A 24,012-nucleotide genomic window follows, 5' to 3' on the forward strand; every position below is an offset into this window, starting at 1 on the left:
CCTGATTCATGCGAAAAGCGGAACGTCTTTTTCAGTTACTTACTCTATTGCGCAGTCGGCGACGGGTTATTACCGCGCAGATGCTGGCGGAATGTCTTGAGGTGTCTGAGCGGACAATCTATCGCGATATTCAGGCGCTGAGTCTTTCCGGTGTACCAATTGAAGGTGAAGCGGGTGTTGGTTATCGGCTGAAACCAGGTTTTACGTTGCCGCCCATAATGTTTGATCAGGATGAGCTGGAAGCATTACTGCTTGGTGCCCGTATGGTGCAGCGCTGGGGCGACAGTGAGTTAGGTAAAGCGGCCACCAGTTCATTGGATAAAATCCGTGCGACGCTGCCTGATCCTGCACATGATGCGCATCTGCGTAGCAGTGAGTGGATGTTGGTTCCGGATTTTTCCCATGGCGAGAACGCACGTTTTGGTGATTTGATTCGGGCGGGTGTAAGGGAACAGAAAATTCTGCATATCGATTATCGTCGCGCTGACGGCGAACCTTCTCAAAGGCGTTTGTGGCCTCTGGGAATGGTCTACTGGGGGACTGTCTGGACCTTAGTTGGCTGGTGCGAATTGAGAAGTGATTATCGGCAGTTCAGGCTGGACCGCATCTCGCAGCTGCAGTTACTCGATGATGTTTATCCACAGCACTCTGAGATCAGTTTGCAGAATTATTTGGCCAGTATTTGTGAAGTCAGTAAAAGCCCACCGGTAAGCAAAATTTCAGACTGAATTCTTCGTTCTTATTCAGAAAGTGGTTTTTTTCGTAGATAGCGAAAGCGGGTGTTGTTTTGGCGACCAGGCCTGATTCAGGCAGCCATTCTTCCATTATCTTACTTATCCAGGGCAGTAGCTCTCCATAGCGTCCGTGCAGTTTAAAGCAAGCGTGTAAGCCACCGGGAATAATCATTTCATTAATGATGCCGCGTTTTTTCAATGGTACTGCTTTTCTCAACGGTGCTTCGATTGCCGTACAGGCAACGTATCTACACTGTTCTAATGGAATTCGTGACGGGTTTGAATGGTGCAGGCCGATTTGCACGTCAGGTGTGGTCAGAAGAGAAATATCCTGACTTGCTGCCCAGGCTGTCAGCAGTTGCCAGCTGTTGCGAATATTCCGGCCATAACCCTGATGACGAATATAGGCCACTCTGTATGCAGGGAGGTCGATAAGCTCAGGGGTTGGTAAGTGCTGATCTTGCAGACGGCAATAAGCGGCAGCGATTTCCGGGTCTTTTAAGTAAGGTTTATCTTCGGTATTAAGGTGCTTACGCCATTGTCCGGGGGCGCAGCCAAATGTTGCTCTGAAGGCGCGACTGAAGGATGACAGTGACTGAAAACCACATTTCTCTGCAATATCTACAATGGCAGTTTCAGGGCTGAACATCAGTTGGTTTGCTGCAACTTCAAGTCGGCTACGGCGAATATACTGATGCAGGCTTTCGCCAACGATCTCTGCAAAAACCCGGTGTAAGTGCTGCTCTGAATAAGCAGCAACCTGTGCCAGCTGTTTACCGTTAAGGTCAGCGGTAATGTCTTTATGTATCTGGTGCAGAACGTCATTTATACGTGCGATTTGCTGTGGTGTGGCCATTGGATGGTTTGCCTGAAGATAAACTGTCTATATAAAAATATCATAAATGGACATATATGATCTTATAAATTAACAAATCTTAGTGATAATTACTGAATATGCTGGAGTTCAAATAACTGCTCTTAATTACTTTATTTAAGAGAAAAAAGAAGGAACTCATTATGACATTATCGCAGGCAGAAAATGGTCCGGGCCTTATGGCAGCTAACCGGTTGCAGCACTTACAGGCTTCTTATCTACGGGAAATTCTGGCAGTGGCTGGTCGTAGGAATATGATCTCTTTTGCCGGTGGTTTACCGGCTGAAGCCTGTTTCCCTGTGTCTCTGATTCGGCAGTTGAGCACTGACCAGACAGCATCAGAGCTTTTACAGTACGGTGGCAGTCAGGGGCTGGATGAATTGTTAACTGTTTTACGGCAGCGTTCCCCGATGCCTGATAATCATGATGTATTGGTGACAAACGGTGCTCAGCAGGGGCTGGATCTGATCCTGCGGGCGTTTGTAAATCCTGGTGATAGGATTGCCATAGAGGCACCCTGCTATCTGGGCGCTTTACAGGCCTTTCAGCTGGCAGAAGCAGAGGTGATTTCAGTCCCTGCATTGGGTGGCGTAAGCGAAGAATACGAAGCCGACAGGTTAGCGGTGCTTGAATCATTGTTTGCACAGCAAGACATTAAGTTCTTTTATGCGATTGCTGATTTTCATAATCCAACGGGTGCCAGCTATTCCCTGAAAATGCGGCATGAGATTGTTCGTCTGTGTGAGAAATACGGGGTATTTCTGATTGAGGATGCACCTTACCGGGAGCTGCGCTTTGTGGGTAAGTCATTACCTATGTTGGCAGATTTGTCTCCGGCACGAACTTTACTGCTGCGGTCTTTTTCGAAGATTGCCTGCCCGGGGCTACGGCTTGGTTGTGTTCAGGCAGATAAAAAATTTATAGGTCAGCTGCTTAAGGTTAAGCAGGTTACCGATCTGCATACTCAGTTGCCCGGTCAGGCTTTATTGGCAGGGTTGCTATCACATCGGGAGTTCGCTGATCATCTGCAGCAACTGCGACAGGAGTATTTGCAGCGGTATATGGCAATGTCTGAGTCTGTACAGCTACATTTACCTGAATGGGTAACGCTACGTCCGGTTGAGGGTGGTATGTTTATCTGGTTGGAGCTGGATTTATCTGGATCCCGGTTGTCTGGTCAGATAGATGAGCTGCGGGTGGCAGAGCAGGCTATCGAGCAAGGAGTGACTGTAGTTCCGGGAAGTGTATTTTATCCACAGAAGCAGGTATCAGCTGCTTTCAGACTTAACTTCAGCCATGAGTCTGTTGCTAACATCGATTTAGGTATACGCCGTTTCAGCCGGGTATTGGCAATGCTTGAACGCTAAGCCGCAGTGATGTTCAGCGTTGAATTTTATAGTCCGGCTTGAGTTTGAGCTTAGATTCAGGGATGAAAATATGCCTGAATCATCTCTTCTATCAGCACACGGTGCGGGTTATCCGTCCGGTATGTCAGGTAGCAGGCCAGGGATATATTTGGTGCCTGTTCTACCTGATGTAGCCGGGCTGCATCGAGGTCTTGCTGCGCCAGACGTTGTGGGTAATATGACATTCCTCCATTGGCCATAATATAACGCAGGCCCATAGCGCTGTTCCCGGAGAAAACATGCAGGCGCTGGCTGTCTGGCAGGACTGTATTTACTTCCCGGTGATAGGCTTCTCCGAAATCGAAATCGATAAAGCGGGGGAGGTCCTGATCGCTAAAATGGCAGGGGCGCCGGGTCAGAAGAACGAGCTTTTCTGCGGGCAGCGAATAGCTGATCAGGTTAGCTTCTTTACCGGGTAAATGGCTGATAGCAACGTCTACCAGGCGGTTCTGTACGGCCTGATTCATATCTCGGTGGTAGTCAAAGTCCAGGGTCATCGGCAGTTTGCCATGTTCGGTTTCAATCCAGATAACCCAGTCGATCAGGCGCTGCTCCCAGATACTCATCTGAGCGCCCAGGCGTAATGCAATATGGTCGGTAAAACGTTCTTTCAGGTCCCTGGTAACCTGTTGCCAGGTAGTCTGCATTTGCTCTGCGTAGGGTAGTAAGTACTTACCGGCGTCACTTAACTGGCTGCCGCCAGGCCCCCGTTCAAACAGACTAACATCAAGCTGAGATTCGAGACTGCGAATCCGGGCTGATACCGCCGCCTGAGTGATATGCAGATGTTCAGCAGCGGCGTGAAATCCACCACAGCGGGCTACGGTGAGAAAAGTGTTTAGCGCATCGTTGTGCATCGTTATATTGGCCGATTAAAAAATATTATCAGATTGACAAAATCTATTCGTTTTATTTTTCAGTGTAAAGCTTCTAGAGTTTCTTCATTAATAACAAGAACGATGTATGGCACGAGTAGGTGAGAGCATGGCAGACAAAAACTATAAGGCGGGCTGGACTCGCATGGAAGATGCGACGTATGAAGAGTTCATGGCAATCATGGAGTTTGAAGATGAGTACAATACTGAGCTGGTTAACCGTTTAGTCGCTCAGCTGAAAGAGTTAGATGAACCCTGGACAGCGTATCCGGTTAACCGCTTACAGCATTCCCTGCAGTCAGCGACCCGGGCCTATGATGATAATGCCGATGAAGAGTTGGTGGTTGCCGCACTGTTACATGATATTGGTGACATTGTTGCCCCTTATAATCATGGTGAAGTTGCCGCCGCAATTCTTAAGCCTTATGTGAGTGAGAAGGTTCACTGGATAGTTCAGCATCACTGTGTTTTTCAGGGATATTATTACAATCACCACCTGGGTGGTGACCGTAACGCCCGGGAGAAGTATAAAGACAGTCCTTACTATGAAGATTGTAAATACTTCTGCCATAACTATGATCAGAATGCCTTTGATCCGGACTATCCGACTCAACCTCTGGAATTCTTCATTCCTATGTTGCAACGAATGTTTGGCCGGCATCCGGGGCATCTTGAATTGGCTGAAAAGTCAGATGACAGTGTTGGGGCTGTGGCCTGATAATATGATTAATCAGCCGGGTCGGGCAGGTATTCGATACCGGTAATTTCATACCAGACTTCATTGCCGTCCGGACGCCGGATGGCAAATTCATCGCCAATTTTTTTCTTCAGTAGCTGCTTTGCCATTGGTGCGTCCATACTAATGTAGTCGGAACGTTCGCCAATTTCGTCGGGGCCGACAATCCGATAGCGGGCGGCTTTATCTTCCTCATCAATAATATCCACCCAGGCACCGAAGTACACTGTCTGGCGATCATCAGGTATACGGTCAACTATAGTTAATACATCCAGACGCTTAGACAGGTAGCGTACCCGGCGGTCGATTTCCCGAAGTTGTTTTTTACCGTAAATATATTCGGCATTTTCGGAACGGTCACCCTGTGCAGCAGCTTCTTTAACGGACTGGGTAATTTCCGGGCGCTTTACTTTCCACAGGTACTTGAGCTCGGCGTTCATGGCTGCTGCACCGGCAGCAGTGATGTAACGGGATTTAGGTGGTGCTGGCGGACGGTAGCGGGACATGAATAAAACTCAGACAGTAAAGTTAACGTATTGATATTAGATAAAGATTTTTTAGCACTCAGAGGTAAATCAGGCTAAAGAAAATCCCCTGAGCGCCGACTAATACTAAATTGAAAATGAAACATCAGGCAAGTTGCAGATCCGACGATGCAGATTGAACGCATAGAACAACAAATAGAGACTTATACCTCGACCCTGAGCCACGCGGTTCAGAATGGTCAGGGGGCGCAGTTCTCTATGTTGTTGAGTATGATTTCTGCCAGTGAAGATCAGGCTGCCAAGAAAGTAGGCAGTGGTGCTGTATTCGAACTGCCTGCCAGTGAAGAACTAAGTTATCCGGATCCGGACAGCTTATATAACGAAGAGATTGTAGGTCGTCTGAATACGTCGGTAGGCAGCAGTAACTTTGCGGATATGGCATACGTACTTAGCCATGTTCATGCTCAGGCTATCATGCCGGAAAATCAGGCCCTGGCAGCCGATACTTATGCACGTATCGGACTGACTTCTTCCCGCAATCTGATTATCAGTGAAATCGAAGAGTCCCGCTCGCAGTTCAGTGCAGTCGCTTGATCAATCTGACTGAGTAGCAGTGTTTATGTACGCCACTGAATTTTAGATGCTTCCCCACCGGTCTCTATTTTCCACCATTCATCCGGGTCATCACCGTCGCTCCAGCCACCGGCAATACAGCGAATTTCTGTATCCATTTGCTGGTTAGCAATAGTGGCGCAGTCCAGGTCTTTTTCCCACGGGGTGCGATCGGAATCAAACCAGACGCTGGTCCAGGCTTTGCCTGATACCTTTTCGTGAATCAATACCGGTATGCCGCAATTTGTCTGGTACTGATGAACGGTGCCCTGGGAATGCTGTAGTTCTACGGCAGAGAATATTGCGCTTAGCCACTGACAAATATCTTCCAGGCTACGGCTTTTTACGTAGATTTCGATGTCCGGATGTCGTGTAGCTGTTGTATCACTCATGTTTTTTCTTCTTGCTGCTGTGTGTGGTATCAGTATTAATCACGCGGAAAATCCGCAAAAAACTCAGACAAATATAGCCGAAGGCGGCGATAATTACCCCAATAATTGCCAGAACAAGGCCCAGCAGGGCAATGAGTTCCTGGCTGACGGAGCTAAGCAGAAAGTATTCTGCAAAGTTCATCAGTAAAAAACCGATCAGAAATATACCCGCACCGGTTAGCAGAATCATCAGATTTTGTTTACCCTGATCAGCTCTGTGTACCAAAGCAAGTTTGATGCGAGTTTTCAGACGCATATCAGATAGCGTCACTACGCCGGAATACTGCGAGCCTTACATCCAGAGTCAGTTGCAGTGATGGCAGCTGTTTCAGATCGTCGCGAACATCCTGTTTGATCCGCCAACCATGAGGTGTCATTGCAAGCAGTTGCTGAATTTCGGCCTGTGAGGTCAGTTCAAAGTCGTATTTCACCTGTTGTTCGGAGATTGCTTCGAAAGCCTCTCCTAATACAGAAGATGGATCGAAACCTGACTCACGTACCTCTTTATAAATTAGCTCCCGCAGCTGACGCAGATGCTGGTCACCGGGATAAGCGATGATCAGATGAGCGCCGGCTTTTAGTGTCCGGGCGAACTCTTCTGGCATCAGCCGGCTAAAAGCGACGGTTAGTAAGTCCAGAGAGGCCTCTGCCACAGGCATGTTGGCACCTGAGGCTACCAGCCAGGTGACAGCTTTATTACGGCGACAAGCTGCCTTTACGGCATGCTTGGATATATCCAGGCCTGCCAGTTGTAATGGATTTTCCGCGGTATTTGCCTGTTCGTTAAGCAGGTATTCGTGCAGCCGGTTGGTGTAGTAGCCTTCACCGCAACCCATATCCATCATCTGAGGGCACTCAGCTGCAGACAGGGTTTTACCGACTAACTGATTAAGATGGTCAGACAGTTGCTGATAATAGCCAAGCGCAAGAAAATCAGTCCGGGCTTTAACCATCTCTGCATTATCGCCGGGATCTTTAGAGCGCTTCTGATTTGCAAGTAGCAGGTTCCAATAACCCTGACGGGCAGCATCGAAGCTGTGACCTGCGGTACAACGCAGATTTTTTTCTGTTGCTGTCAGGGGGGCCTGACAGCTTGGACAAGTCAGTGCGAGCAATGATCAGGCCTCATCAACCAGTAAGCGTGCCATGATGTTTTCGTACAGTGAAGACAGAGTATCCAGGTCTTCAGCTTTAACACGCTCATCAATTTTGTGGATGGTAGCGTTTACCGGACCCAGTTCTACAACTTGCGCACCTGTTGGCGCTATGAAGCGACCATCAGATGTACCGCCTGAAGTCGAAAGCTCTGTTTCGATGCCGGAAACAGCTTTAATTGCACTCTGGCAGGCATTAACCAGATCGCCTTCACCAGTAATGAATGGATGACCGCTGAGAATCCAGGTCAGATCGTAATCCAGACCATGAGCATCCAGAATAGCGTGGGTACGTTGTTTTATTTCAACGTCGGTCAGTTCAGTTGAGAAACGGAAATTAAACTTCGCTTCCAGGTCGCCAGGTACAACGTTGTTGGCGCCGGTGCCTGAATGGATGTTAGAAATCTGGAAACTGGTTGGCGGAAAGTATTCGTTACCTTCGTCCCACTTTTCTTCAGAAAGTGCTGCAAATGCTGGCATGGCTTTATGAATAGGGTTTTTCACCAAATGCGGATAAGCAACGTGACCCTGAACGCCTTTTACAGTGATTTCACCACTGATAGAACCACGACGACCGTTTTTAATAATGTCGCCAACTTGTGCGGTACTGGAAGGCTCACCAACAATACACCAGGTGATTTTTTCATTGCGGGCTTCCAGTGTATCGATTACCCGAGTGGTACCGTTAATGAACGGACCTTCTTCATCGCTGGTGATCAGTAAGGCGATAGATCCTTTGTGATCTGGATGATGCGCGATAAAGCGTTCCAGTGCTGTCATGAAACTGGCAATACCGCCTTTCATGTCAGCCGCGCCACGGCCACACAAGTAGCCATCTTCAATAACAGGTTCAAACGGAGGATGGCTCCACTTTTCTTCAGGACCACTGGGGACAACATCAGTGTGGCCAGCAAAACAAAATACTGGCCCTTCGGTACCACGACGGGCCCAGAAGTTGCTCACATCTTCAAACTGCATGCGTTCAATTACGAATCCCATAGCCTCCAAACGTTCAATCATCAACTCCTGGCAGCCAGCATCTTCAGGGGTGACGGAGCGGCGTGAGATTAATTCTTTAGCCAGTTCAACGGTGGGAGAGTGGGACATCGGGGATACCTAATTGGGTTTGAGACTATTGAGTTTGAAGCTATTGATCTGAAATGAGAACCCCGGTGCATGACCGGGGTTGATGATCAGAGCGAATGCGCCTGATAAAGCCAGCGATACAACTTAGTTGTGTGCGTGCAGCTCGTCGTTCAGTTCGATAGCAGTCTTGTTGGTTTTAACTTCAACGCGGCCGTTCTGAGAGTTGCGACGGAACAGCAGATCCGGCTTACCGGCTAATTCAGCCGCTTTTACAGTGCTAACTTCGTTGTTTTGGTCATCCAGTACGGTCACTTTAGAACCGGCAGTTACATACAGGCCCGCTTCTACAGTACAACGGTCGCCCAGTGGCAGGCCCAGACCTGCGTTAGCGCCCATCAGGCAGTTTTCGCCAACAGAGATAACAACATTGTTGCCACCGGATAGTGTGCCCATAGTAGAGCAACCGCCACCCAGATCAGAACCGTTACCAACAACAACACCCGCAGAGATACGGCCTTCAACCATACTTACACCCAGAGTACCGGCGTTGAAGTTGATGAAACCTTCGTGCATAACTGTAGTGCCTTCACCAACATGCGCACCCAGACGAACACGTGAAGTTGCTGCAATACGGGTACCGGCAGGTACAACGTAGTTAGCCATCTTAGGGAATTTATCCACAGAGTGAACGTCAATAATACGACCTTGTGCACGGGCTGCCAGCTGACGCTTAGGCAGGTCTGTCAGAGAGATCGCGCCTTCGTTAGTCCAGGCTACGTTTGGCAGTTTGCCGAAGATACCTGTCAGGTTTAAACCATGAGGCTGTACCAGACGGTTAGAGATCAGAGACAGTTTCAGGTAAGCGTCTGCAGTGCCCTGTGGCTCGTCATCTGTTGCCAGAATAGTCAGGATCATTGGCTGTTGAGTGCCCTTGCATACTTCAACGATTTCCGCCTGATCTTCTGCATCTACAGACAGGAACGCTGCTTCCAGATCGTTCAGCTGTTCAGCCGTCAGTTGGATATTCTGGTTACCACCTTCGTAGCCAACTTTAGCTGCAACAGCAGCAATCAGCTCGTCGGATGGGTTCAGCAATGGTTGGTTGAAGTACACTTCTAACAGTTCGCCAGTAGAAGATTGGCTGCCTACGCCCAGACCCAGTGCAAAAGTACTCATAGTTTTAACCTCAATATTTATTTTTAACTTCGGCATAACGTCCGGGCATTGCGCGTGACGTTATGTCGAGTTCTTAATGTTTAAAAGTAAGATGCGTAATCGCTGTCTTTGAATCCCAGCTTACGGCTGTCACCCAGATCAAGAACAGGTCGCTTAATCAGAGTCGGATTAGCCAGCATAACCTCTACGGCAGATGCGGCATCCAGTGTGTTCTTTACGTCGTCTTCCAACTGGCGCCAGGTAGTGCTGCGTTTATTAACCAGGCTTTCCCAGCCAAGTTCGTCGCTCCATTGCTCCAGTTGAGACTTTTCCAGACCATCCTTACGGAAGTCGTGGAATTTGAATTCGATACCCTGCGCATCTAACCAGCGCTGGGCTTTTTTCACAGTGTCACAGTTAGAAATACCGTACAGAGTGGTCATCAGTCTATTCCTGTATTGGTGCTTTAAAGAGACTCAACATATGCACGAATGCGCTGAGCAGCTTCGACACATTCTTCAATCGTGGCAACCAGTGCCATACGCACATAACCTTCGCCGGGAACCTGACCATCCACTTCACGGGACAGGTAGCGGCCTGGCAGTACAGTAACGTTTTGTTGGCCAAACAGGCCCTGGGCAAACTGGTCGTCAGCGATCGGTGTTTTTGCCCACAGATAGAAGCTGGCATCGGGTGCCTTAACATCCATTACCGGAGAAAGAATATCTACAACTGTCTGGAATTTCTCGCGATATTTATCACGATTTTCCAGTACATGAGCTTCGTCGTTCCAAGCGGCAATGCTAGCGAACTGATTAGGTATAGACATTGCGCAGCCATGATAAGTACGGTAGCTCAGCAATGGCTTAATACAGGCTGCATCACCGGCAATGAAACCGGAACGCAGACCCGGCAGATTCGAACGCTTAGACAAACTGTGGAAAACGATACAACGGCTGAAATCATGACGGCCGATAACCGCGCAGGCTTCCAGCAGGCCAACAGGAGGCTGTGCTTCGTCCAGATAAATCTCTGAGTAGCATTCATCACTGGCAAGAATAAAGTCGTACTTATCTGCCAGAGCGATGAGTTTTTTCAGTGTGTCCAGATTGGTAACTGCACCTGTCGGGTTACTTGGTGAACACAGGAACAGTAACTGGCAACGTTCCCAGACAGAGGCATCTACTGCATCAAAATCTGGGATGAAACCGTTATCGGCATTGCAGTTCAGAAAGAATGGTTCTGCACCGGCCAGATAAGCTGCACCTTCATAGATCTGATAAAACGGATTAGGCGACACAACCAGAGGTGTTGCTTCACCTTCAGGTGCACGGGCAACCGCTGCCTGAGTGAACGCGAAAATTGCTTCACGGGTACCGTTGACCGGCAGAATATTGTCCGCAGCGGTTAGGCTACCTGGCTTAAGCTTAAAGCGACGGGTGGCCCAGTCGGCGATTGTCTGACGTAGCTCTGGCAGGCCTGCAGTGGTTGGGTAGTTAGCCAGCCGGCCCATGTTTTCGGTAAAGACATCCATAACGAACTGTGGTGATGGGTGCTTAGGCTCCCCGATAGACAGTGCGATGTGCTCCAGTTCCGCCGGAGGCGTGACTGCGTTTTTCAGCGTGGTCAGTTTTTCAAATGGGTAGGGCTGGAGCTTTTGTAAATCTGGATTCATGGATGTGCCTTAAATAGATTCCCGGTACCGTCGTCTTTGGCGAACCACAAGCATCAACACTGGAAGCTGCTTTAGCACAGATGTTTTACCAGTGTTTTGCCCGTGGTCATTAAGGCTGGCAATTATAGCGGATAAGCAGGCGTATTAACTAGCAGAATACGGCACCTTTACGGGTCAGAATGTACAAAAAAATGCCAGTTCACAATTGGTTCAGCCGTGGCTACTTAATCTTCTTGCTGTCAGCTTTGTCTGGCATCCAGGGAGGCAAGAGTACAGGGTGTTTATTTATCCGCTGGTTGTCTTTGTTGTTATGGCGGAGATCTCTTACTGTGTAATACCGCATGTAGGCTCTTACTTTTCAGAGCTCTCTTTGATGAACTTTCTCTAACGTGCCTGGTTTCTTTAAGCGATTTCTGATGTTTTGCATCAGATGCTTAGTGTTATCTGTAGTGTCAGATAAGTGTGATGCAGATATTCGTGAATTACAGAGCAGCTGACTCATTAAGTATTTTTGGCTTAATACATACTGGGTGAGTTGTGCGTAAAAAGAGTTTGCAATTGCTGCAGGTTGTACCTGTTAGTAACTGCATTCATTGCAGGCTGTGAATTTCAGCCTGCGTCCTTATGTTGCTAGACTTTTCCCCTGTGTGGCAGTCCTGTACCTGTTAGCTGTCGCAGGGGATTTTTTATCAGTTAACATATCTGACTTAAGCTCGGCTTAGCTCTCTGGGCCAATGTTCACCTATAATCATGATGTTACACAAAGTTATATGTGAGAAATGACCATTATGTTTGCAGATAATCGGGTTCATCCCAGGGTGACGATTAATCTGACAGCGCAGATTGGCATGTATGGAGTTCCACTTGAGGAACAACCCGTGTTAGCAACGATTACAAATATCAGCATGGGTGGCATTACCGTTCAGGGAGAACAGGCGTTAGTCAGAAGTTTACGGCTTGATCAGGCTGAGTCACAACGTAGCAGTGAGTTTATGGTTGGCTTTTGCCTGGACGGTGAGAATATGCAGTGTCACTGCCGGCTGGTACATGTGCGCCGGTTATCGCAGGATAATTATGAGTGGGGTATGCGGTTTGTTTATCAGAGCGCTGCCGCAAAATTGCATCTGGCAGCGCTGCTTGATTGTTACTTATCGTCCTGAAGTTTTACAGACCGTGCTGTGACTGATGGCTACTGTCTTCTTTGCCCAGTAACCAAAACAGATTCTTCCGGGTATTTTCAATGACGACCAGAAGTGCCGGAATGACTAGCAGAATCAGTACAGTGCCATAGAGCAGACCGAACACAATAGAGGTTGCCATTGGAATAAGGAACTGCGCCTGCAAGGATGTCTCAAACAGAATTGGCGCCAGCCCGGCGACAGTTGTCAGTGAAGTAAGTAAAACTGCCCTTAAACGCTGGCAGGCTGCTTCAACGATAGCTTCGTGAACGTTCTTCCCCATATTCCTGAGTTTCTGGTAGAAGGTTATTAAAACAATCGAGTCATTGATAACGATTCCGGACAGGCCAAAACAACCAAATAGCGACAATATGGTGAGCGTCTGGCCGGTAAGAAAGTGACCCAGAATCGCACCGGTCAGGCCGAGTGGAATAGCCAGCATGACAGCAAAGGGCCAGCTGTATGATGAAAATACCCAGCTGAGAATAATGAAAATCAGGAACATAGCCAGTATCAGGCCAGTTTTCATATCTGCCAGGGTTTCCCGCTGATTTTTGTTTTTGCCTTCAAAGGTCGCGGTAATGCCGTATTCCGCTAAAATATCGGCTAGCTGGTTCGCGCGGAAGTCCGCAATGATTTCATTAGCATTAGCGCTGGCCTCATCAAGGTCAGCTGTCACCTTAATCGCCAACTGGCCGTCTATTCTCTGGAGGCGGTCAAGTCCCTGTTTGTCTGTAAAGCTGACGACATTTGCTAATGGCGATGTTGAGCCGTTAGGTAGAACAATAGGCAGATGCTGTAAAGCACTGAGGCGGTTACGTTCGGCATCCGGTAACACCATGCGTACTTCTACTTCATCTTCGCCACGGAAGAATACCTGAATCTGCTGACCGTCCAGCGCCGCTCTGAGCTGACGTCCGACAGACTGTAAATTCAGTCCAGCGGTTTCTCCGGCAGGGGTTAGCGCATAGATCAGCTGGGATTTTCCGAAGGGCAGGTCGTCGTCAACATTACTGATACCGCTATATTTACGCAGGGCGGACTGTACTGCCAGTGACGCCTGTTTAAGTGTTTCTACATCCTGACCGCTGAGCTTGACTTCAATCGCCTTGCCCGGCGGGCCAGAGCGACTGACGTCGATGGTGAATTTTTCAATACCTGCGGGCTGAATGATTTTTTCTCTCCAGCTCTTAATGAAAGCCTTGTTGCTGATTGCTCTGTCGTCGACAGGTGTTAGCTGAACAAAAAGTGCGCCGAACTCATCACCTTTTGTCGCCCGGCTGCTATTGCGGGAAGAGCTGCTCTGACGGTGTTTTTGTAAAGCAACCACAATCAGGCCGCCACCAAATTCGGCGTCGGTTTCTCTTAATGTTGCATCCAGATGTTGCAGGAAGTCATCTACTTTACGGGCTTCGGTACCGGCGCTGAACTGAATGTTAGCGGTCATTGTCTCGCCTTCAACCGCGGGGAAAAAGGTGAATTTAAGCTGGCCACTGGAGATAAGGCCAATACTTAGGGTTAGCACAGCTACAGCTGCGCAGATAGTCGTCCAGCGGTATGTAATAGCGGTTTCGACACTGCTTCTAAACGGTCCCTGCTTGAAGCGTTCAAAGCCGTTATCAAGTTTTTGACGTAATTTAGAGGGCTGCAAGTCGCTGGCTTTACGTAAACTGTGATGCAGGTGGCCCGGTAATATCAGGAAGCATTCAATGACTGATGCGACGATGACACAGATGACGACTGTCGGAATATCTATGAGGATGTTGCCAATGATCCCGCCAATGAGAAGTAACGGCAGAAAGGCTGCGATAGTAGTTAACGAAGATGCCATGACCGGTGCGAGCATCCGGTGAGCACCACCTATAGCTGCCTGGAGGCCGGGTTCGCCCATCTGTAAATGCGTTAAAGTGTCTTCTCCGACGACGATAGCATCATCGACAATAATACCGACGGCCATAATCATGCCGAACAGGCTGATCATATTAATGCTGCCGCCAATGCCATACATGACGGCAAGAGTTGCCATGAAAGAGACCGGAATGCCGACCGTTACCCAGAATGCGACCCGGGCGTTGAGGAACAGAAACAGGGTAGCAATAACCAGTATCAGGCCGCCGAGGCCATTTTTCAGTAACAGGTTGATGCGATCCTGAATGGGTTTCCAGCTTTCATCAAACGGAATGATCTGAACACCGTCAGGCAGCTGATTATCCTGCTCAGCCAGCCACTCCCGTAAAACGCCTGCTGCAACCAGGGTATCGCTATTTTCCGTGCGCCGCAGGTGCAGCTGAATAGCGGGTTTGCCGCGGTAAGTCAGGAATATCTGGTCGTCCTGCATGCGCCAGTCGATATCGGCAATATCCCCCAGACGGATGAGTCGGCCAGCTTCTTCTGTTAACAGAGGGAGCTGATTGAAACCTTCTACATCCCGTTGCTGATTGAGACCCCGAACTAAACGGGACCCGTCATCTTTTGCAGCGGTACCCGCTGGTATATCAAGGCTGCGCTGGCTTACCCGGCTGGCAATCTGGTCAAGGGACAGACCCAGCTCATGAAGTTTGGCGGAAGATACCTGAATGGCGATTTCTTCTTCGGGCATGCCGATGAAGTCGATTTTACTGATGCCGCGTTTAAGCAGTTCCCGCTCGTATTGTCGGGCCAGCTGGCGCAGCTCTTCCAGACTGCCCTGCTCGCTGGTGATTAGCAGACTTGCTATGTTTTCATAGCGGATAATTTGCTGAACTATAGGCGTTTCCGCTTCTTGCGGCAGGTTGCTAAGGCCGTCAATTTTTTGTTTGACGTCATCAAGAATAAAAGCTGTATCGCTATCTTCTTCAAGCTCTATACGAATAGCTGCCGCGCCCTGAGTGGCAGTGGAGTATAAGGCGTCTATGCCGCTGACAGACTTGAGTTCCCGCTCTACCGGCAGAATAATTGAACGTTCGACGTCTTCAGCTGCTGCGCCACTCCAGACGACTGCAATGTTGATGACATCCAGTTCAAAGCTGGGGAAAAACTGCGTGTTAAGTTTTTTTAGTCCCCATATACCGCTGAGAATCATCAGCAGCATTAACAGGTTGGCAGCGACTTTATGGCTGGTAAACAGCGTCGTCAGATTTTTAAGCGGGCCCTGATAGCTATTCATTATTTATTCCGCTGCCTCGACTCGCAGGCCTGATATTGCATTAGGTAGCTGGGTAACCAGAATCTGATCATCTTGCTGTAGATCAGTCGCCGTTATTAATATGCCTGCTTCGCCATTGACTGAGGTATCACCAATTCGCTGGATTGTCAGCGCTTCTAAACGGCCGTCAGTAATTCGATAGATACGGTTAGTACCGTAGAGCGCCTGTGGCGGAATAATTAAACTGCGGGCAACTGGTGGCAGTGTGAGAGTCATTGCCAGAGCACGTCCGGGTTCTAGGACCTGATCTTTCTGGCGGACTCGAAACAGCGCATCTACGCCGGGGCGGGTTGCATTTGCTTCTGCTGCCAGGCGATCCAGCGACAGGGATATATTCTTACCGTTTAACTGACCGGACGCTGGAATGGCAGTTTGCTGTTCCAGCTGACTGCGAATCTCACTCAGATATTGGTTGGGTAACTGGGCACGGATTTCCAGATCTTTGTCGCTGTACATACTGAGAATCTGGTCACCACCACGCACCCGGTCACCAGGTGCGGCATTCAGACGGGTAATCCGGCCGTCAAACGGCGCTTTAATTTCGCTGCGCTCGACATCCAGAGCTGCGCTGGCCTGTAAGGCTTTAGCCTGCAGTAGCTGGGCACTCAACTGGGCGAGACGGTTGGGATGGTCAGCAATAGCCTGACGGCGATTGTTCAGCGAAAGAGCCTGTTGCTGGCGAGTCCGTCGGGCATCATCCAGCTGATTCTGACTGGCAACCTGCTGACTGCTGAGATTTTGGTAGCGTTCAAGGGTGCGCTGGCTGATGCTCAGTAATTCCTGTTCTATTTTCAGCGCTTTCTGATCAGCAGCAAAGCGGACATTTTCAGCTTCAGTCAGTGCTTCTATGCGCAGTACTTCTGCGTTGCGCTGATCGAGCAACAGGCGTGCGTCCCGGTCATCAAGCTTTACCAGTATCTGACCTTTACTGACCCGGTTGCCTTCAGCCACCAAACGTTCGCTCACATATGCGGTTAAAGGCGCTGTCAGATTACTACTGAGCGGAGACTCAACTTTACCGAATAAGGTCAGTTGTGGCTGTCCCGGAGAAAACTCTGCTTTCTGAGTTTTTACGCGCCATATTTTTTCGTTAACTGGCTTTGCCGGAACAGCGGCTTTGTTACTGTTTAAATACAGTAAGCCGCCGATGCCGATCGCAAGAAAGAGAATCGGTAACAGAAACTTGGCCAGCGGGAATGGCTTACGGGTTGTTGGCATGTCGGCTCGTTTTTTAGTCGTCAAAAGTGATCTACTCTTTGAATCATAATACATTCTCGATAAACGAAGACAGATATCAGGAGCTGTGTTTACATTACTTTACACTCTCTGATGGCTCTTTGAGTCTTACCCTGGAGATGAATATTAGGATGGAGTCTGATGGAAACGCATTTTATAACCTTGCAGCACCGCGCTGAATATCGCATGGCATACCACCAATGGGGCGATATAAATAATCCCCGAGTATTGGTCTGTGTACATGGTTTAGCCCGTAATGGACGTGATTTTGATTTTCTTGCTGAGCAACTTAGCTGCGAGTATCGGGTTATTTGTCCGGATGTTGTTGGGCGAGGTAAGAGTGACTGGCTTCCTGAATCGCTGGCATATGATATGCCGTTATATCTGGCCGATATGCAGGAACTGTTTCAGAGGCTTCAGCTTGATAAAGTTGATTGGCTGGGGACATCCATGGGTGGGATTATAGGTATGTTACTGGCATCGTTACCGAATTCTCCAATAGAGAATTTAATATTGAATGATATTGGTAGCCGTGTACCTGGTCAGGCTTTACAGCGAATAGCGACCTACGTAGGCGATTATGAGTTTACTTCGCTGCAGGAAGTAGAGGCTTATATGCGCAAGACTTACCGGGCTTTTCATGATTTGGATGATCGCTGTTGGCGACACCTGGCTGAATACGGTCACCGCACTGATGAGGCTGGTGGGCTGTATTTACACTATGATCCGCGAATTGCTGAGGGGCTGAGGGCGACGCAGCATGAAGATATTGATCTGATGGCGGTTTGGTCTCAGGTGAATTGTCCACAATTGCTGATCTGGGGGGAAGACTCTGATTTGCTCAAAGCGGAAACAGTCAGAATAATGCAGCAACAAAACCCACAGCTGGATGTGTTAAAGGTCAGGAATACCGGGCATGCGCCGGCACTGATGATGCCTGCACAAATACAACCGGTTTATGAATGGCTGTTAAATCGGTAACAGTGTAGTTGAGGCGACACTGTGGACAACTTTTGTGATAGTTCGGTTGCTGCTGCCAGCGACTAAGCTTGCCATCATATCCTGTAAGGCAATCATCTTGCCGAAGATGCGTTCGAAGCTCAGATTTTTCACACCGTCCGGGCTGACGCCATTGCTTAACAAAAACAGTTCTTCGTTTTCTTGCTTAAGGCTGTTGAGCCTCCATGCAATGGTTTCGAGGTTCCGGGCGCTGTTATACAACTTTTGCTGATCCAGCTCATCGAGTAAAAAAAACTCATCTTTATTATTATAGGAAGCGTCCAGCATACTGATCATTCCAGCCATCAGCGCGTAAACCCTATCTCCCTGGTAGTCTTCCGTAAATGCCAGAGGGACTGCATTAATGCCGTCAAGACCATGAAGTTCAGTGAGACGTTGCGGGTTGTTGCGGTTAAACATCAGATCTACACGAGAGTCGATACTTGTATTACCGACTACCTTTGCCAGTTCTCTGGGATTCCGTTTATAGAGTTTAATTGCAAGTTGGCGGTTAAGGCGTTTCAGTTCAGTTATATGCGCGTCAGTGACACTGTCGATGTCTGTTTTAGCCAGTTGACTGATTTTGAAGCCACTGTTCTGAGTAGCGCAGCCGCTAAGCAGCAGGCTACAGGCCAGGGTGAAAATGCAAAACAGCTGTGTATAACCGCGCATAAGGTATCCGTATTCCTTTAAGGTGCGTTTTCCAGCAGCTTGAAGCGAGGCTGTGGGCCAACGGTCTTCGAGGCTACCGGTGAATCAAAGGCGATGCCGCCGCTGACCAAAGTGTCCAGGGTACTGGTTTCTATTTGCAAGCCACTGAATAAACCAAAGTCAGCACTGATACCGCTCAGGTTCCAGAAACGGCTGTTCGTTTTTACCAGTTTTTTATACTTCGGTTGAATGTTGGCATAAATTTCAATGCTTTGCAGGTCTTTACCTAATGTGAAACCAGTTATCTGGCCCACTTTGAGACCCCTGTAGTACACCGGGCTGCCGGCTTCTATAGAATCTAATGCAGGCGAAGTCAGTGTGATATTTAATCCCGGGAGGCTAACAGCAGGGGCTTTATCTATACCTTTAAAACGTGTCGCTCTGGGGGCTTTTGAGGTGTTACCGACACTTGCGACAATGTAGTTACCGCTGAGCAGGGCTTCTGGATTTTTAATGCCACGCAGGGAAATCTGGCTGCTGGTCACCCAGAAACGACTGCCTTCGCGGGCTAAAAATTCAGCTTGCTGATCAAGAATTACCCTGGCTTCTATGCGTCCGGTGGGATCAAGTAGCTTCACATTATCTACCCGTCCCATTTTTAGCCCCTGAAAGCGTAACTCTGCGCCACGTTCCAGTGTATTACCGGCCGGAAAACTGATCTGAATTGCCAGCGCGTCATATAGCCCTTGTTGTTTATTCGGGTATAAGGTGAAGCGTTGATTAAATTTAGCGGCTTTACCTTTACCTGGTTTGTTGTCAAAGGCGATACCTCCTCGAATTATGGTGTCGATTGATTCGGTTTGTAATTTTAACCCGGATAAATCCAGTTGCGCATGAATGCCGCTGGCATTCCAGAAACGACTTTTGCTGGTGATGAGGTGACGGTAGGCTTTGTCGATTAAAACCTGTACTTCGACGTTTTTACCGTCTTCTGCCAGTTGATAACCATATACTTTACCAACGGGCAATTGACGATATAACACCGGAGAGCCTGCTTTAACTGAACCTAATTGTTCGCTAACCAGCCGAATTTGCAACTTACCTGCCTGATTCTTATAGATCAGCTTGCCTTGCAGGCTGGCAGTATCAAAGTCCTGATACAGGCGAAAATTTTGATTAGGCGTGGCGTTCTTTAGCTCTTTAATCTCAGGCGTGAAGAAGCTGATACCACCTTTTATGACTGAAGTAAGTGAGCCCGTATCCAGTTTAATTCCGTCAAGACCGGCATTGACCTTAACACCGCTTATATTCCAGAAACGGCTATTGGCTTTTACTAATGCTGAATGTTCTTTAGCAATCGTGGCGTGAATGAGTACTTTTTTACCTTGTTCTATGAGTTCATAACCACGTACTTCTCCAATCGGCACCTGGCGGTACAGCACCGGGGAACCGAAATCCAGCGAGCCTAACTGATCAGCGATGATCCGGATGTCCAGACCGGGAATGCCCGGGCGTTTTGCTGGCGGTGTATTCAGCGCTTCAAAGCGAAACAGAGGAATTCCTGGCCCTGGTTGCAGTTGGATAGCATTGCCGTCGAACAACTGGCCTATCTGAGTAATGTCAAAATCTGTCTTTGGAAGCCAGAACTGGCTGCCGGCACGCAATAATGGTTTAGCCCGGGGATCAATCAGTAAATGCGCTGTTTGACTGGTAAGGTCGTCGTTGAACTGGAGCTTTTGAATCCGGCCGATGACGATTTCCTGGCTGACTACTTTTGTACCTTCTGAAAGTGGTGTACGTGCCGGAAACTTAACCGTTACGGCGACCCCGTCTTCTGCTGCTTCGTAATCACTATAGAGGGGTAATATTTTACCTGGGTCGAGTGCGCCACCATCAGCAGGTGTATAAAAGCTTATACCACCGGCAATGATAGAGGCCAGAGAATCAAACTTAATATCTATTTCGGGTAAGTCGGCTTTGATGCTGATGCCGCTAGCGTTCCAAAAGCGGGTGCCACCGTTGATCAGTTGGCGGTATTTGTCATCTATATGGAGATCAATAAATACCTGCTGCTGGTGGTCACCGAGTTTTACGTCTATTACTTCACCGACTTCGATGTCCCGATAAAACAGCTTGGAGCCGCGGTATACGGACGCTGCTGAGTCACTGCTGAGTGTCAGATATAAACCGGCTTTATCTTTGCTGGAAGGTGGAGGTTCGTTGTCAGAAATGAAGCTGCGTCTGTCTTCACCGTCACCCGGTTGAATACCTATATAGTAACCGGATAAGAGTGTTTCGAGACCACGTACACCACTGAGAGAGACCTGAGGTTTGACCAGCCAGAAACGGGTGTTTTCGTGGAGCAGGGGCTCTGCTTCACTTGCCATTTCAATAATGGCGGTTACGCCTTTAAGGTCTTCGTTAAGGCGTAATTGTTTGATTGTACCGCTGGGGAGTCCGCGAAACAGAACTTTCGTTTTTTCAGCTTCAAGTCCTTCGGCCGACTCAAACTGCACTTCGATGGTAATACCTGCATCCTGATAGCTCTGCCAGGCAAGCCAGGCTGCTATCAAGGCTGCAACGAGTGGCAGTATCCAGACAAATGATGGGCCACGGTGCTGCTTAATGACGGCTTCTGTCGCAGGGTTATTATCTGGTGTCATGATTTTGGTTGTCCGTAGGTGCGTATTTATCCCAGATTAAACGGGTATCAAAATTAAGTGCTGAAAGCATTGTTAGTAACACGACGGCGGCAAATGCTGTAGCGCCGTGGCCGGGTGAAATGCTGGCAAGGTTACCCAACTGTACCAGTGCGACCAGCACGGCAATTACAAATATATCCAGCATAGACCAGCGACCAACCCATTCTACGCCGCGATAGAGCCAGGTTTTCTGGCGAGCACTGGTTTGCCAGTGAAACTTCAGGCTGAGTAACAGTGTTAGTAATCCGAGGATTTTAAGACAGGGTATGACAATACTAGCGACTAAAACGACCAGACCAATTCCCCAGAAGCCTTTACTGAAAAGCTCAATGATACCGCCCATGATAGTGCTGGGGGCTCCACTGCCGAAGCTCTTAAAGGTCATTATTGGCAATAAGTTAGCCGGAAAGAAACAGATAATTGAGGCAATTAAAAATGCCCAGCTGCGTTGCAGTGTATGTTCCATTCGACTGTGTAACGGGGTATCACATACATGGCAATGTTTATGCTGATGTTCAAGCTTGTGCAAGGTATGACAATGGCGACAGAGCATTAAGCCCTGTTGGCGAGCAGATCTGTGGTTCCCGATATTCATAATTGGGTCTGACCTGTATTTGATCTGGTAATGTTCTGACGTTGCTTAAGCATCTGCCAGGCTTGCTGGGTATCAAACAGACTGTTGGTCAGGCAGGTAGTGAGAATGAGGCCCGCCAGGCAATACAGCCCAAGTCCTGGCTCAAGGTTGGCAATGTCTTTTAATTTGATAACGGCGATCAAAGTACCTATCAGGTAAATTTCCAGCATCCCCCAGCCGTGCAGTCGCTGATACAGATTCAGGCCCTGGCGAAGGTATCGCCCAGTCCCTTTAAGTTGCAGGCAGGCGGTAATGTATGTCAGCAAGAGAATTTGCAGGCCGGGTATCAGAACTGCAAAAATCAGGACGACTGCTGCAACTATGGCTAAGCCGCCATCATATAAGGATAATACGCTTTGCAGAATGGTTTCACTTTGTTGCTGTCCGAAAATACTCAGGCTCAATATCGGTAAGAGATTAGCAGGTAAAAACAGAATAAGACTGGTGATAGCCAGCGCCAGCCCCCGTTCGATAGGATTCAGACGGGCATGAAACAATTTGGCATGACAACGGGGACAGTTCAGTGACTGACCTTTTTGCAGACTGGCTCTGGCGATGAGCAAATCGCAATCGTGGCATGCGGTAAACGAGTTAGCTGGTGTTTTCATTATGTTATTGCATAGTACCGGTAAGAAGGCAGTGAAACAGTCTGACGGTTAACCGGCAGTTAACACTTAATTATTAGCATAATTTATTGGATGGCAGATGAATACAAACTTATTGCCCTGTGTTGAGATTGAACCTGCTGGACAGGCGGATTCAGCCGTTATCTGGTTGCATGGTCTGGGAGCGGATGGAAATGATTTCGCCGGAATAGTACCGGCGCTAAACTTACCGGAAAATGCCGCCGTACGGTTCATTTTCCCACATGCTCCGGAACGTCCAGTCACTGTAAATAATGGCTGGGTAATGCGGGCCTGGTACGACATTTTGGAAATGAATGTCAGCCGCAAGGTAGATACTGCTTCATTGCTGGAGTCAGCAGAACAGATCAGTGCTCTGATTCGTCGGGAAACTGACCGGGGGGTTCCGGCTGAACGTATTGTTCTGGCAGGGTTTTCGCAGGGTGGTGCTGTGGCGTATCAGGCGGGGTTGGCTTATCCACAACCGCTAGCAGGTATATTAGCACTATCTACTTATGTACCTTGTGAGCAAAGTCTACGAACAGCTGTGCAGCCGGATAATAAAACTTTACCGATCATGATTGCACATGGTTCACAGGACGATGTAGTGCCGATTCAACTGGGTGAAGTGGCAAAAGAATTATTAACAGAGTTAGGTTTTACGCCTGAGTGGCGAACCTATCCAATTGATCATAGTGTTAGTCTGGATGAAGTGACGATGATATCTGACTGGCTTAAAAACGTATTAAATATAACAGCTTAAGGCTGTAATCGGAAAATAACTTAAATGAATATTACTGAAAATTGTTACGTTGAATTTCATTATGAATTGTTTAATGAAAATAAAGAAGTTGTTGATAGTTCCCGGGATGTAGGCCCTTTACCTTACGTTCATGGTCAGGGAAATATAATCCCCGGGCTTGAGCAGGCGCTGGCAGATCATAAGGTTGGGGATAAGCTTACAGCCTCAATTGAACCTGATCAGGGATATGGCGATCGTGATGAAGAACGAGTTTCAATTGTGGATAAAGCATCTTTTGATGCGTTTCCAAGTATTGAAGCAGGTATGTTCTGCCAGATAGGAGACGATCCTGAGCACCCTCAACTGGTAACTATTGTTGAAATCAACGAAGAAGACGGCGAAGTTACGATCGATGCTAACCATCCGTTTGCGGGTAAAACTCTCAACTTTGAGATAGAAGTAATGGTGGTTCGTCAGGCAACAGATGCTGAATTACAAGAAGGCGTTATTGCTGACTGATCACTGAAGTGAACTAGCGAGGAAATTTAAGATGCGTTTGATACTGGCTTTACTATTACCATGGTTACAGTTTTTTACGATTGGCCGGCCAATCGCGGGCATTATCTGCCTGATTTTACAAATCAGCCTGATTGGCTGGATTCCGGCAGCTATATGGTCAGTGTATGCACTGAGCCAGTATAAGACGGACCAGAAAATTGCCGACGCCATGAATAAAGGCGGCTGAGTTTGTCAGCAGGTTTTCTGCTGAACATATCTGCATTATCCGGAGGGCGCCTGTTCAGGCGTCCTTTTTTATGGCTGTGTATTTCTGAGCTGACT

At 48.3% G+C, this 24,012-nt stretch carries 25 protein-coding genes; 9 read left to right on the plus strand and 16 right to left on the minus strand.

Translation table 11 applies throughout. From position 1 onward, the window contains the following. Positions 1–8: 8 nt before the first annotated feature. Positions 9–728 carry a helix-turn-helix transcriptional regulator gene (locus OCU49_RS03290; protein WP_261843606.1) on the plus strand — a complete coding sequence of 240 codons (720 nt, stop codon included), beginning with the start codon at positions 9–11 and terminating at the stop codon, positions 726–728. Here the strand turns inward: OCU49_RS03290 and OCU49_RS03295 are convergent. Then, positions 691–1,590, minus strand: a complete 900-nt coding sequence (locus OCU49_RS03295; RefSeq protein WP_261843607.1) for an AraC family transcriptional regulator — start codon at positions 1,588–1,590, stop codon at positions 691–693. The two genes, OCU49_RS03290 and OCU49_RS03295, sit on opposite strands and share 38 nt — an antisense overlap. Positions 1,591–1,751: 161 nt before the next feature. Here OCU49_RS03295 and OCU49_RS03300 point away from each other — a divergent pair, with 161 nt between their 5' ends. Next, positions 1,752–2,975 carry an aminotransferase-like domain-containing protein gene (locus tag OCU49_RS03300; RefSeq protein WP_261843608.1) on the plus strand — a complete coding sequence of 408 codons (1,224 nt, stop codon included), beginning with the start codon at positions 1,752–1,754 and terminating at the stop codon, positions 2,973–2,975. A 56-nt stretch (positions 2,976–3,031) separates the two neighbouring features. Here OCU49_RS03300 and OCU49_RS03305 read toward each other — a convergent pair whose 3' ends face one another. Continuing rightward, positions 3,032–3,871 (minus strand): LysR family transcriptional regulator, encoded by an 840-nt coding sequence (locus tag OCU49_RS03305; protein WP_261843609.1) that lies wholly within the window; start codon positions 3,869–3,871, stop codon positions 3,032–3,034. A gap of 106 nt (positions 3,872–3,977) precedes the next feature. On the opposite strand from OCU49_RS03305, the gene OCU49_RS03310 reads away from it, so the two are divergent. Beyond that, complete coding sequence (locus OCU49_RS03310) at positions 3,978–4,607, plus strand: HD domain-containing protein (protein ID WP_261843610.1); 630 nt, start codon at positions 3,978–3,980, stop codon at positions 4,605–4,607. A gap of 8 nt (positions 4,608–4,615) precedes the next feature. On the opposite strand, the gene greB is transcribed toward OCU49_RS03310, so the two are convergent. Then, positions 4,616–5,131, minus strand: a complete 516-nt coding sequence (greB, locus tag OCU49_RS03315; protein ID WP_261843611.1) for a transcription elongation factor GreB — start codon at positions 5,129–5,131, stop codon at positions 4,616–4,618. A gap of 147 nt (positions 5,132–5,278) precedes the next feature. Here greB and OCU49_RS03320 point away from each other — a divergent pair, with 147 nt between their 5' ends. Further along, on the plus strand, positions 5,279–5,704 hold the full coding sequence (locus OCU49_RS03320) for a hypothetical protein (protein WP_261843612.1): 426 nt from the start codon (positions 5,279–5,281) through the stop codon (positions 5,702–5,704). A gap of 23 nt (positions 5,705–5,727) precedes the next feature. On the opposite strand, the gene OCU49_RS03325 is transcribed toward OCU49_RS03320, so the two are convergent. The 7 genes from OCU49_RS03325 to dapC all read right to left on the minus strand — a co-directional run bounded on the left by OCU49_RS03325 (position 5,728) and on the right by dapC (position 11,223). After that, positions 5,728–6,114 (minus strand): hypothetical protein, encoded by a 387-nt coding sequence (locus OCU49_RS03325; RefSeq protein WP_261843613.1) that lies wholly within the window; start codon positions 6,112–6,114, stop codon positions 5,728–5,730. Further along, positions 6,107–6,409: a hypothetical protein gene (locus tag OCU49_RS03330; protein ID WP_261843614.1), complete on the minus strand. Its 303-nt coding sequence runs from the start codon at positions 6,407–6,409 to the stop codon at positions 6,107–6,109. Before OCU49_RS03330 ends, OCU49_RS03325 begins: the two co-directional genes overlap by 8 nt. A gap of 1 nt (position 6,410) precedes the next feature. Further along, on the minus strand, positions 6,411–7,268 hold the full coding sequence (locus OCU49_RS03335) for a putative RNA methyltransferase (RefSeq protein ID WP_261843615.1): 858 nt from the start codon (positions 7,266–7,268) through the stop codon (positions 6,411–6,413). Positions 7,269–7,271: 3 nt separating this feature from the next. Further along, positions 7,272–8,414, minus strand: coding sequence for a succinyl-diaminopimelate desuccinylase (dapE, locus tag OCU49_RS03340; protein ID WP_261843616.1), 1,143 nt, complete (start codon positions 8,412–8,414; stop codon positions 7,272–7,274). A gap of 123 nt (positions 8,415–8,537) precedes the next feature. After that, a complete protein-coding gene (gene dapD / locus OCU49_RS03345) occupies positions 8,538–9,569 on the minus strand; it encodes a 2,3,4,5-tetrahydropyridine-2,6-dicarboxylate N-succinyltransferase (protein ID WP_261843617.1) in 1,032 nt (343 codons plus the stop codon). Between the two features lie 80 nt (positions 9,570–9,649). Further along, positions 9,650–9,991 (minus strand): ArsC family reductase, encoded by a 342-nt coding sequence (locus tag OCU49_RS03350; protein WP_261843618.1) that lies wholly within the window; start codon positions 9,989–9,991, stop codon positions 9,650–9,652. 23 nt (positions 9,992–10,014) lie between these two features. Next, positions 10,015–11,223 carry a succinyldiaminopimelate transaminase gene (gene dapC / locus OCU49_RS03355; protein ID WP_261843619.1) on the minus strand — a complete coding sequence of 403 codons (1,209 nt, stop codon included), beginning with the start codon at positions 11,221–11,223 and terminating at the stop codon, positions 10,015–10,017. Between the two features lie 788 nt (positions 11,224–12,011). Between dapC and OCU49_RS03360 the strand changes: the two genes are divergently transcribed. Then, complete coding sequence (locus tag OCU49_RS03360) at positions 12,012–12,383, plus strand: PilZ domain-containing protein (protein WP_261843620.1); 372 nt, start codon at positions 12,012–12,014, stop codon at positions 12,381–12,383. Positions 12,384–12,387: 4 nt separating this feature from the next. Here OCU49_RS03360 and OCU49_RS03365 read toward each other — a convergent pair whose 3' ends face one another. Further along, positions 12,388–15,546 carry an efflux RND transporter permease subunit gene (locus tag OCU49_RS03365; protein WP_261843621.1) on the minus strand — a complete coding sequence of 1,053 codons (3,159 nt, stop codon included), beginning with the start codon at positions 15,544–15,546 and terminating at the stop codon, positions 12,388–12,390. 3 nt (positions 15,547–15,549) lie between these two features. Continuing rightward, on the minus strand, positions 15,550–16,827 hold the full coding sequence (locus tag OCU49_RS03370) for an efflux RND transporter periplasmic adaptor subunit (protein ID WP_261843622.1): 1,278 nt from the start codon (positions 16,825–16,827) through the stop codon (positions 15,550–15,552). Positions 16,828–16,962: 135 nt separating this feature from the next. On the opposite strand from OCU49_RS03370, the gene OCU49_RS03375 reads away from it, so the two are divergent. Continuing rightward, positions 16,963–17,802 carry an alpha/beta fold hydrolase gene (locus OCU49_RS03375; RefSeq protein WP_261843623.1) on the plus strand — a complete coding sequence of 280 codons (840 nt, stop codon included), beginning with the start codon at positions 16,963–16,965 and terminating at the stop codon, positions 17,800–17,802. Here the strand turns inward: OCU49_RS03375 and OCU49_RS03380 are convergent. Genes OCU49_RS03380 through OCU49_RS03395 form a run of 4 tightly spaced genes read right to left on the minus strand, consistent with a single transcriptional unit; the run spans position 17,791 to position 22,415 of the window. Next, a complete protein-coding gene (locus OCU49_RS03380; protein ID WP_261843624.1) occupies positions 17,791–18,492 on the minus strand; it encodes a hypothetical protein in 702 nt (233 codons plus the stop codon). The genes OCU49_RS03375 and OCU49_RS03380 overlap by 12 nt on opposite strands. A gap of 17 nt (positions 18,493–18,509) precedes the next feature. After that, the gene (locus OCU49_RS03385) at positions 18,510–21,134 is read right to left on the minus strand and encodes a PqiB family protein (protein ID WP_261843625.1); all 2,625 of its coding nucleotides are present in this window, start codon (positions 21,132–21,134) and stop codon (positions 18,510–18,512) included. Then, complete coding sequence (locus OCU49_RS03390) at positions 21,121–21,768, minus strand: paraquat-inducible protein A (RefSeq protein ID WP_261843626.1); 648 nt, start codon at positions 21,766–21,768, stop codon at positions 21,121–21,123. The genes OCU49_RS03385 and OCU49_RS03390 overlap by 14 nt, the downstream gene beginning before the upstream one ends. Next, on the minus strand, positions 21,765–22,415 hold the full coding sequence (locus tag OCU49_RS03395; protein ID WP_261843627.1) for a paraquat-inducible protein A: 651 nt from the start codon (positions 22,413–22,415) through the stop codon (positions 21,765–21,767). The genes OCU49_RS03390 and OCU49_RS03395 overlap by 4 nt, the downstream gene beginning before the upstream one ends. Before the next feature lie 97 nt (positions 22,416–22,512). On the opposite strand from OCU49_RS03395, the gene OCU49_RS03400 reads away from it, so the two are divergent. The 3 genes from OCU49_RS03400 to OCU49_RS03410 are packed head-to-tail and all read left to right on the plus strand — an operon-like array spanning position 22,513 to position 23,917. Next, positions 22,513–23,193, plus strand: coding sequence for an alpha/beta hydrolase (locus OCU49_RS03400; RefSeq protein WP_261843628.1), 681 nt, complete (start codon positions 22,513–22,515; stop codon positions 23,191–23,193). Positions 23,194–23,217: 24 nt separating this feature from the next. Then, entirely contained in the window at positions 23,218–23,691 is a 474-nt protein-coding gene (locus tag OCU49_RS03405; RefSeq protein WP_261843629.1) for an FKBP-type peptidyl-prolyl cis-trans isomerase, read from the plus strand. A 31-nt stretch (positions 23,692–23,722) separates the two neighbouring features. Next, positions 23,723–23,917: a YqaE/Pmp3 family membrane protein gene (locus OCU49_RS03410; protein WP_261843630.1), complete on the plus strand. Its 195-nt coding sequence runs from the start codon at positions 23,723–23,725 to the stop codon at positions 23,915–23,917. Positions 23,918–24,012: the final 95 nt, after the last annotated feature.

This window comes from Aliamphritea ceti, assembly GCF_024347215.1.
In the GTDB taxonomy this organism is placed as follows: Bacteria; Pseudomonadota; Gammaproteobacteria; order Pseudomonadales; family Balneatricaceae; genus Amphritea; species Amphritea ceti.

Coding starts and splice junctions, on each gene's coding strand:
- OCU49_RS03290 (WP_261843606.1), top strand. CDS start 9: ATGCGAAAAGCGGAACGTCTTTTTCAGTTACTTACTCTATTGCGCAGT.
- OCU49_RS03295 (WP_261843607.1), bottom strand. CDS start 1,590: ATGGCCACACCACAGCAAATCGCACGTATAAATGACGTTCTGCACCAG.
- OCU49_RS03300 (WP_261843608.1), top strand. CDS start 1,752: ATGACATTATCGCAGGCAGAAAATGGTCCGGGCCTTATGGCAGCTAAC.
- OCU49_RS03305 (WP_261843609.1), bottom strand. CDS start 3,871: ATGCACAACGATGCGCTAAACACTTTTCTCACCGTAGCCCGCTGTGGT.
- OCU49_RS03310 (WP_261843610.1), top strand. CDS start 3,978: ATGGCACGAGTAGGTGAGAGCATGGCAGACAAAAACTATAAGGCGGGC.
- greB (WP_261843611.1), bottom strand. CDS start 5,131: ATGTCCCGCTACCGTCCGCCAGCACCACCTAAATCCCGTTACATCACT.
- OCU49_RS03320 (WP_261843612.1), top strand. CDS start 5,279: ATGCAGATTGAACGCATAGAACAACAAATAGAGACTTATACCTCGACC.
- OCU49_RS03325 (WP_261843613.1), bottom strand. CDS start 6,114: ATGAGTGATACAACAGCTACACGACATCCGGACATCGAAATCTACGTA.
- OCU49_RS03330 (WP_261843614.1), bottom strand. CDS start 6,409: ATGCGTCTGAAAACTCGCATCAAACTTGCTTTGGTACACAGAGCTGAT.
- dapE (WP_261843616.1), bottom strand. CDS start 8,414: ATGTCCCACTCTCCCACCGTTGAACTGGCTAAAGAATTAATCTCACGC.
- dapD (WP_261843617.1), bottom strand. CDS start 9,569: ATGAGTACTTTTGCACTGGGTCTGGGCGTAGGCAGCCAATCTTCTACT.
- OCU49_RS03350 (WP_261843618.1), bottom strand. CDS start 9,991: ATGACCACTCTGTACGGTATTTCTAACTGTGACACTGTGAAAAAAGCC.
- dapC (WP_261843619.1), bottom strand. CDS start 11,223: ATGAATCCAGATTTACAAAAGCTCCAGCCCTACCCATTTGAAAAACTG.
- OCU49_RS03360 (WP_261843620.1), top strand. CDS start 12,012: ATGTTTGCAGATAATCGGGTTCATCCCAGGGTGACGATTAATCTGACA.
- OCU49_RS03365 (WP_261843621.1), bottom strand. CDS start 15,546: ATGAATAGCTATCAGGGCCCGCTTAAAAATCTGACGACGCTGTTTACC.
- OCU49_RS03375 (WP_261843623.1), top strand. CDS start 16,963: ATGGAAACGCATTTTATAACCTTGCAGCACCGCGCTGAATATCGCATG.
- OCU49_RS03380 (WP_261843624.1), bottom strand. CDS start 18,492: ATGCGCGGTTATACACAGCTGTTTTGCATTTTCACCCTGGCCTGTAGC.
- OCU49_RS03385 (WP_261843625.1), bottom strand. CDS start 21,134: ATGACACCAGATAATAACCCTGCGACAGAAGCCGTCATTAAGCAGCAC.
- OCU49_RS03390 (WP_261843626.1), bottom strand. CDS start 21,768: ATGAATATCGGGAACCACAGATCTGCTCGCCAACAGGGCTTAATGCTC.
- OCU49_RS03395 (WP_261843627.1), bottom strand. CDS start 22,415: ATGAAAACACCAGCTAACTCGTTTACCGCATGCCACGATTGCGATTTG.
- OCU49_RS03400 (WP_261843628.1), top strand. CDS start 22,513: ATGAATACAAACTTATTGCCCTGTGTTGAGATTGAACCTGCTGGACAG.
- OCU49_RS03405 (WP_261843629.1), top strand. CDS start 23,218: ATGAATATTACTGAAAATTGTTACGTTGAATTTCATTATGAATTGTTT.
- OCU49_RS03410 (WP_261843630.1), top strand. CDS start 23,723: ATGCGTTTGATACTGGCTTTACTATTACCATGGTTACAGTTTTTTACG.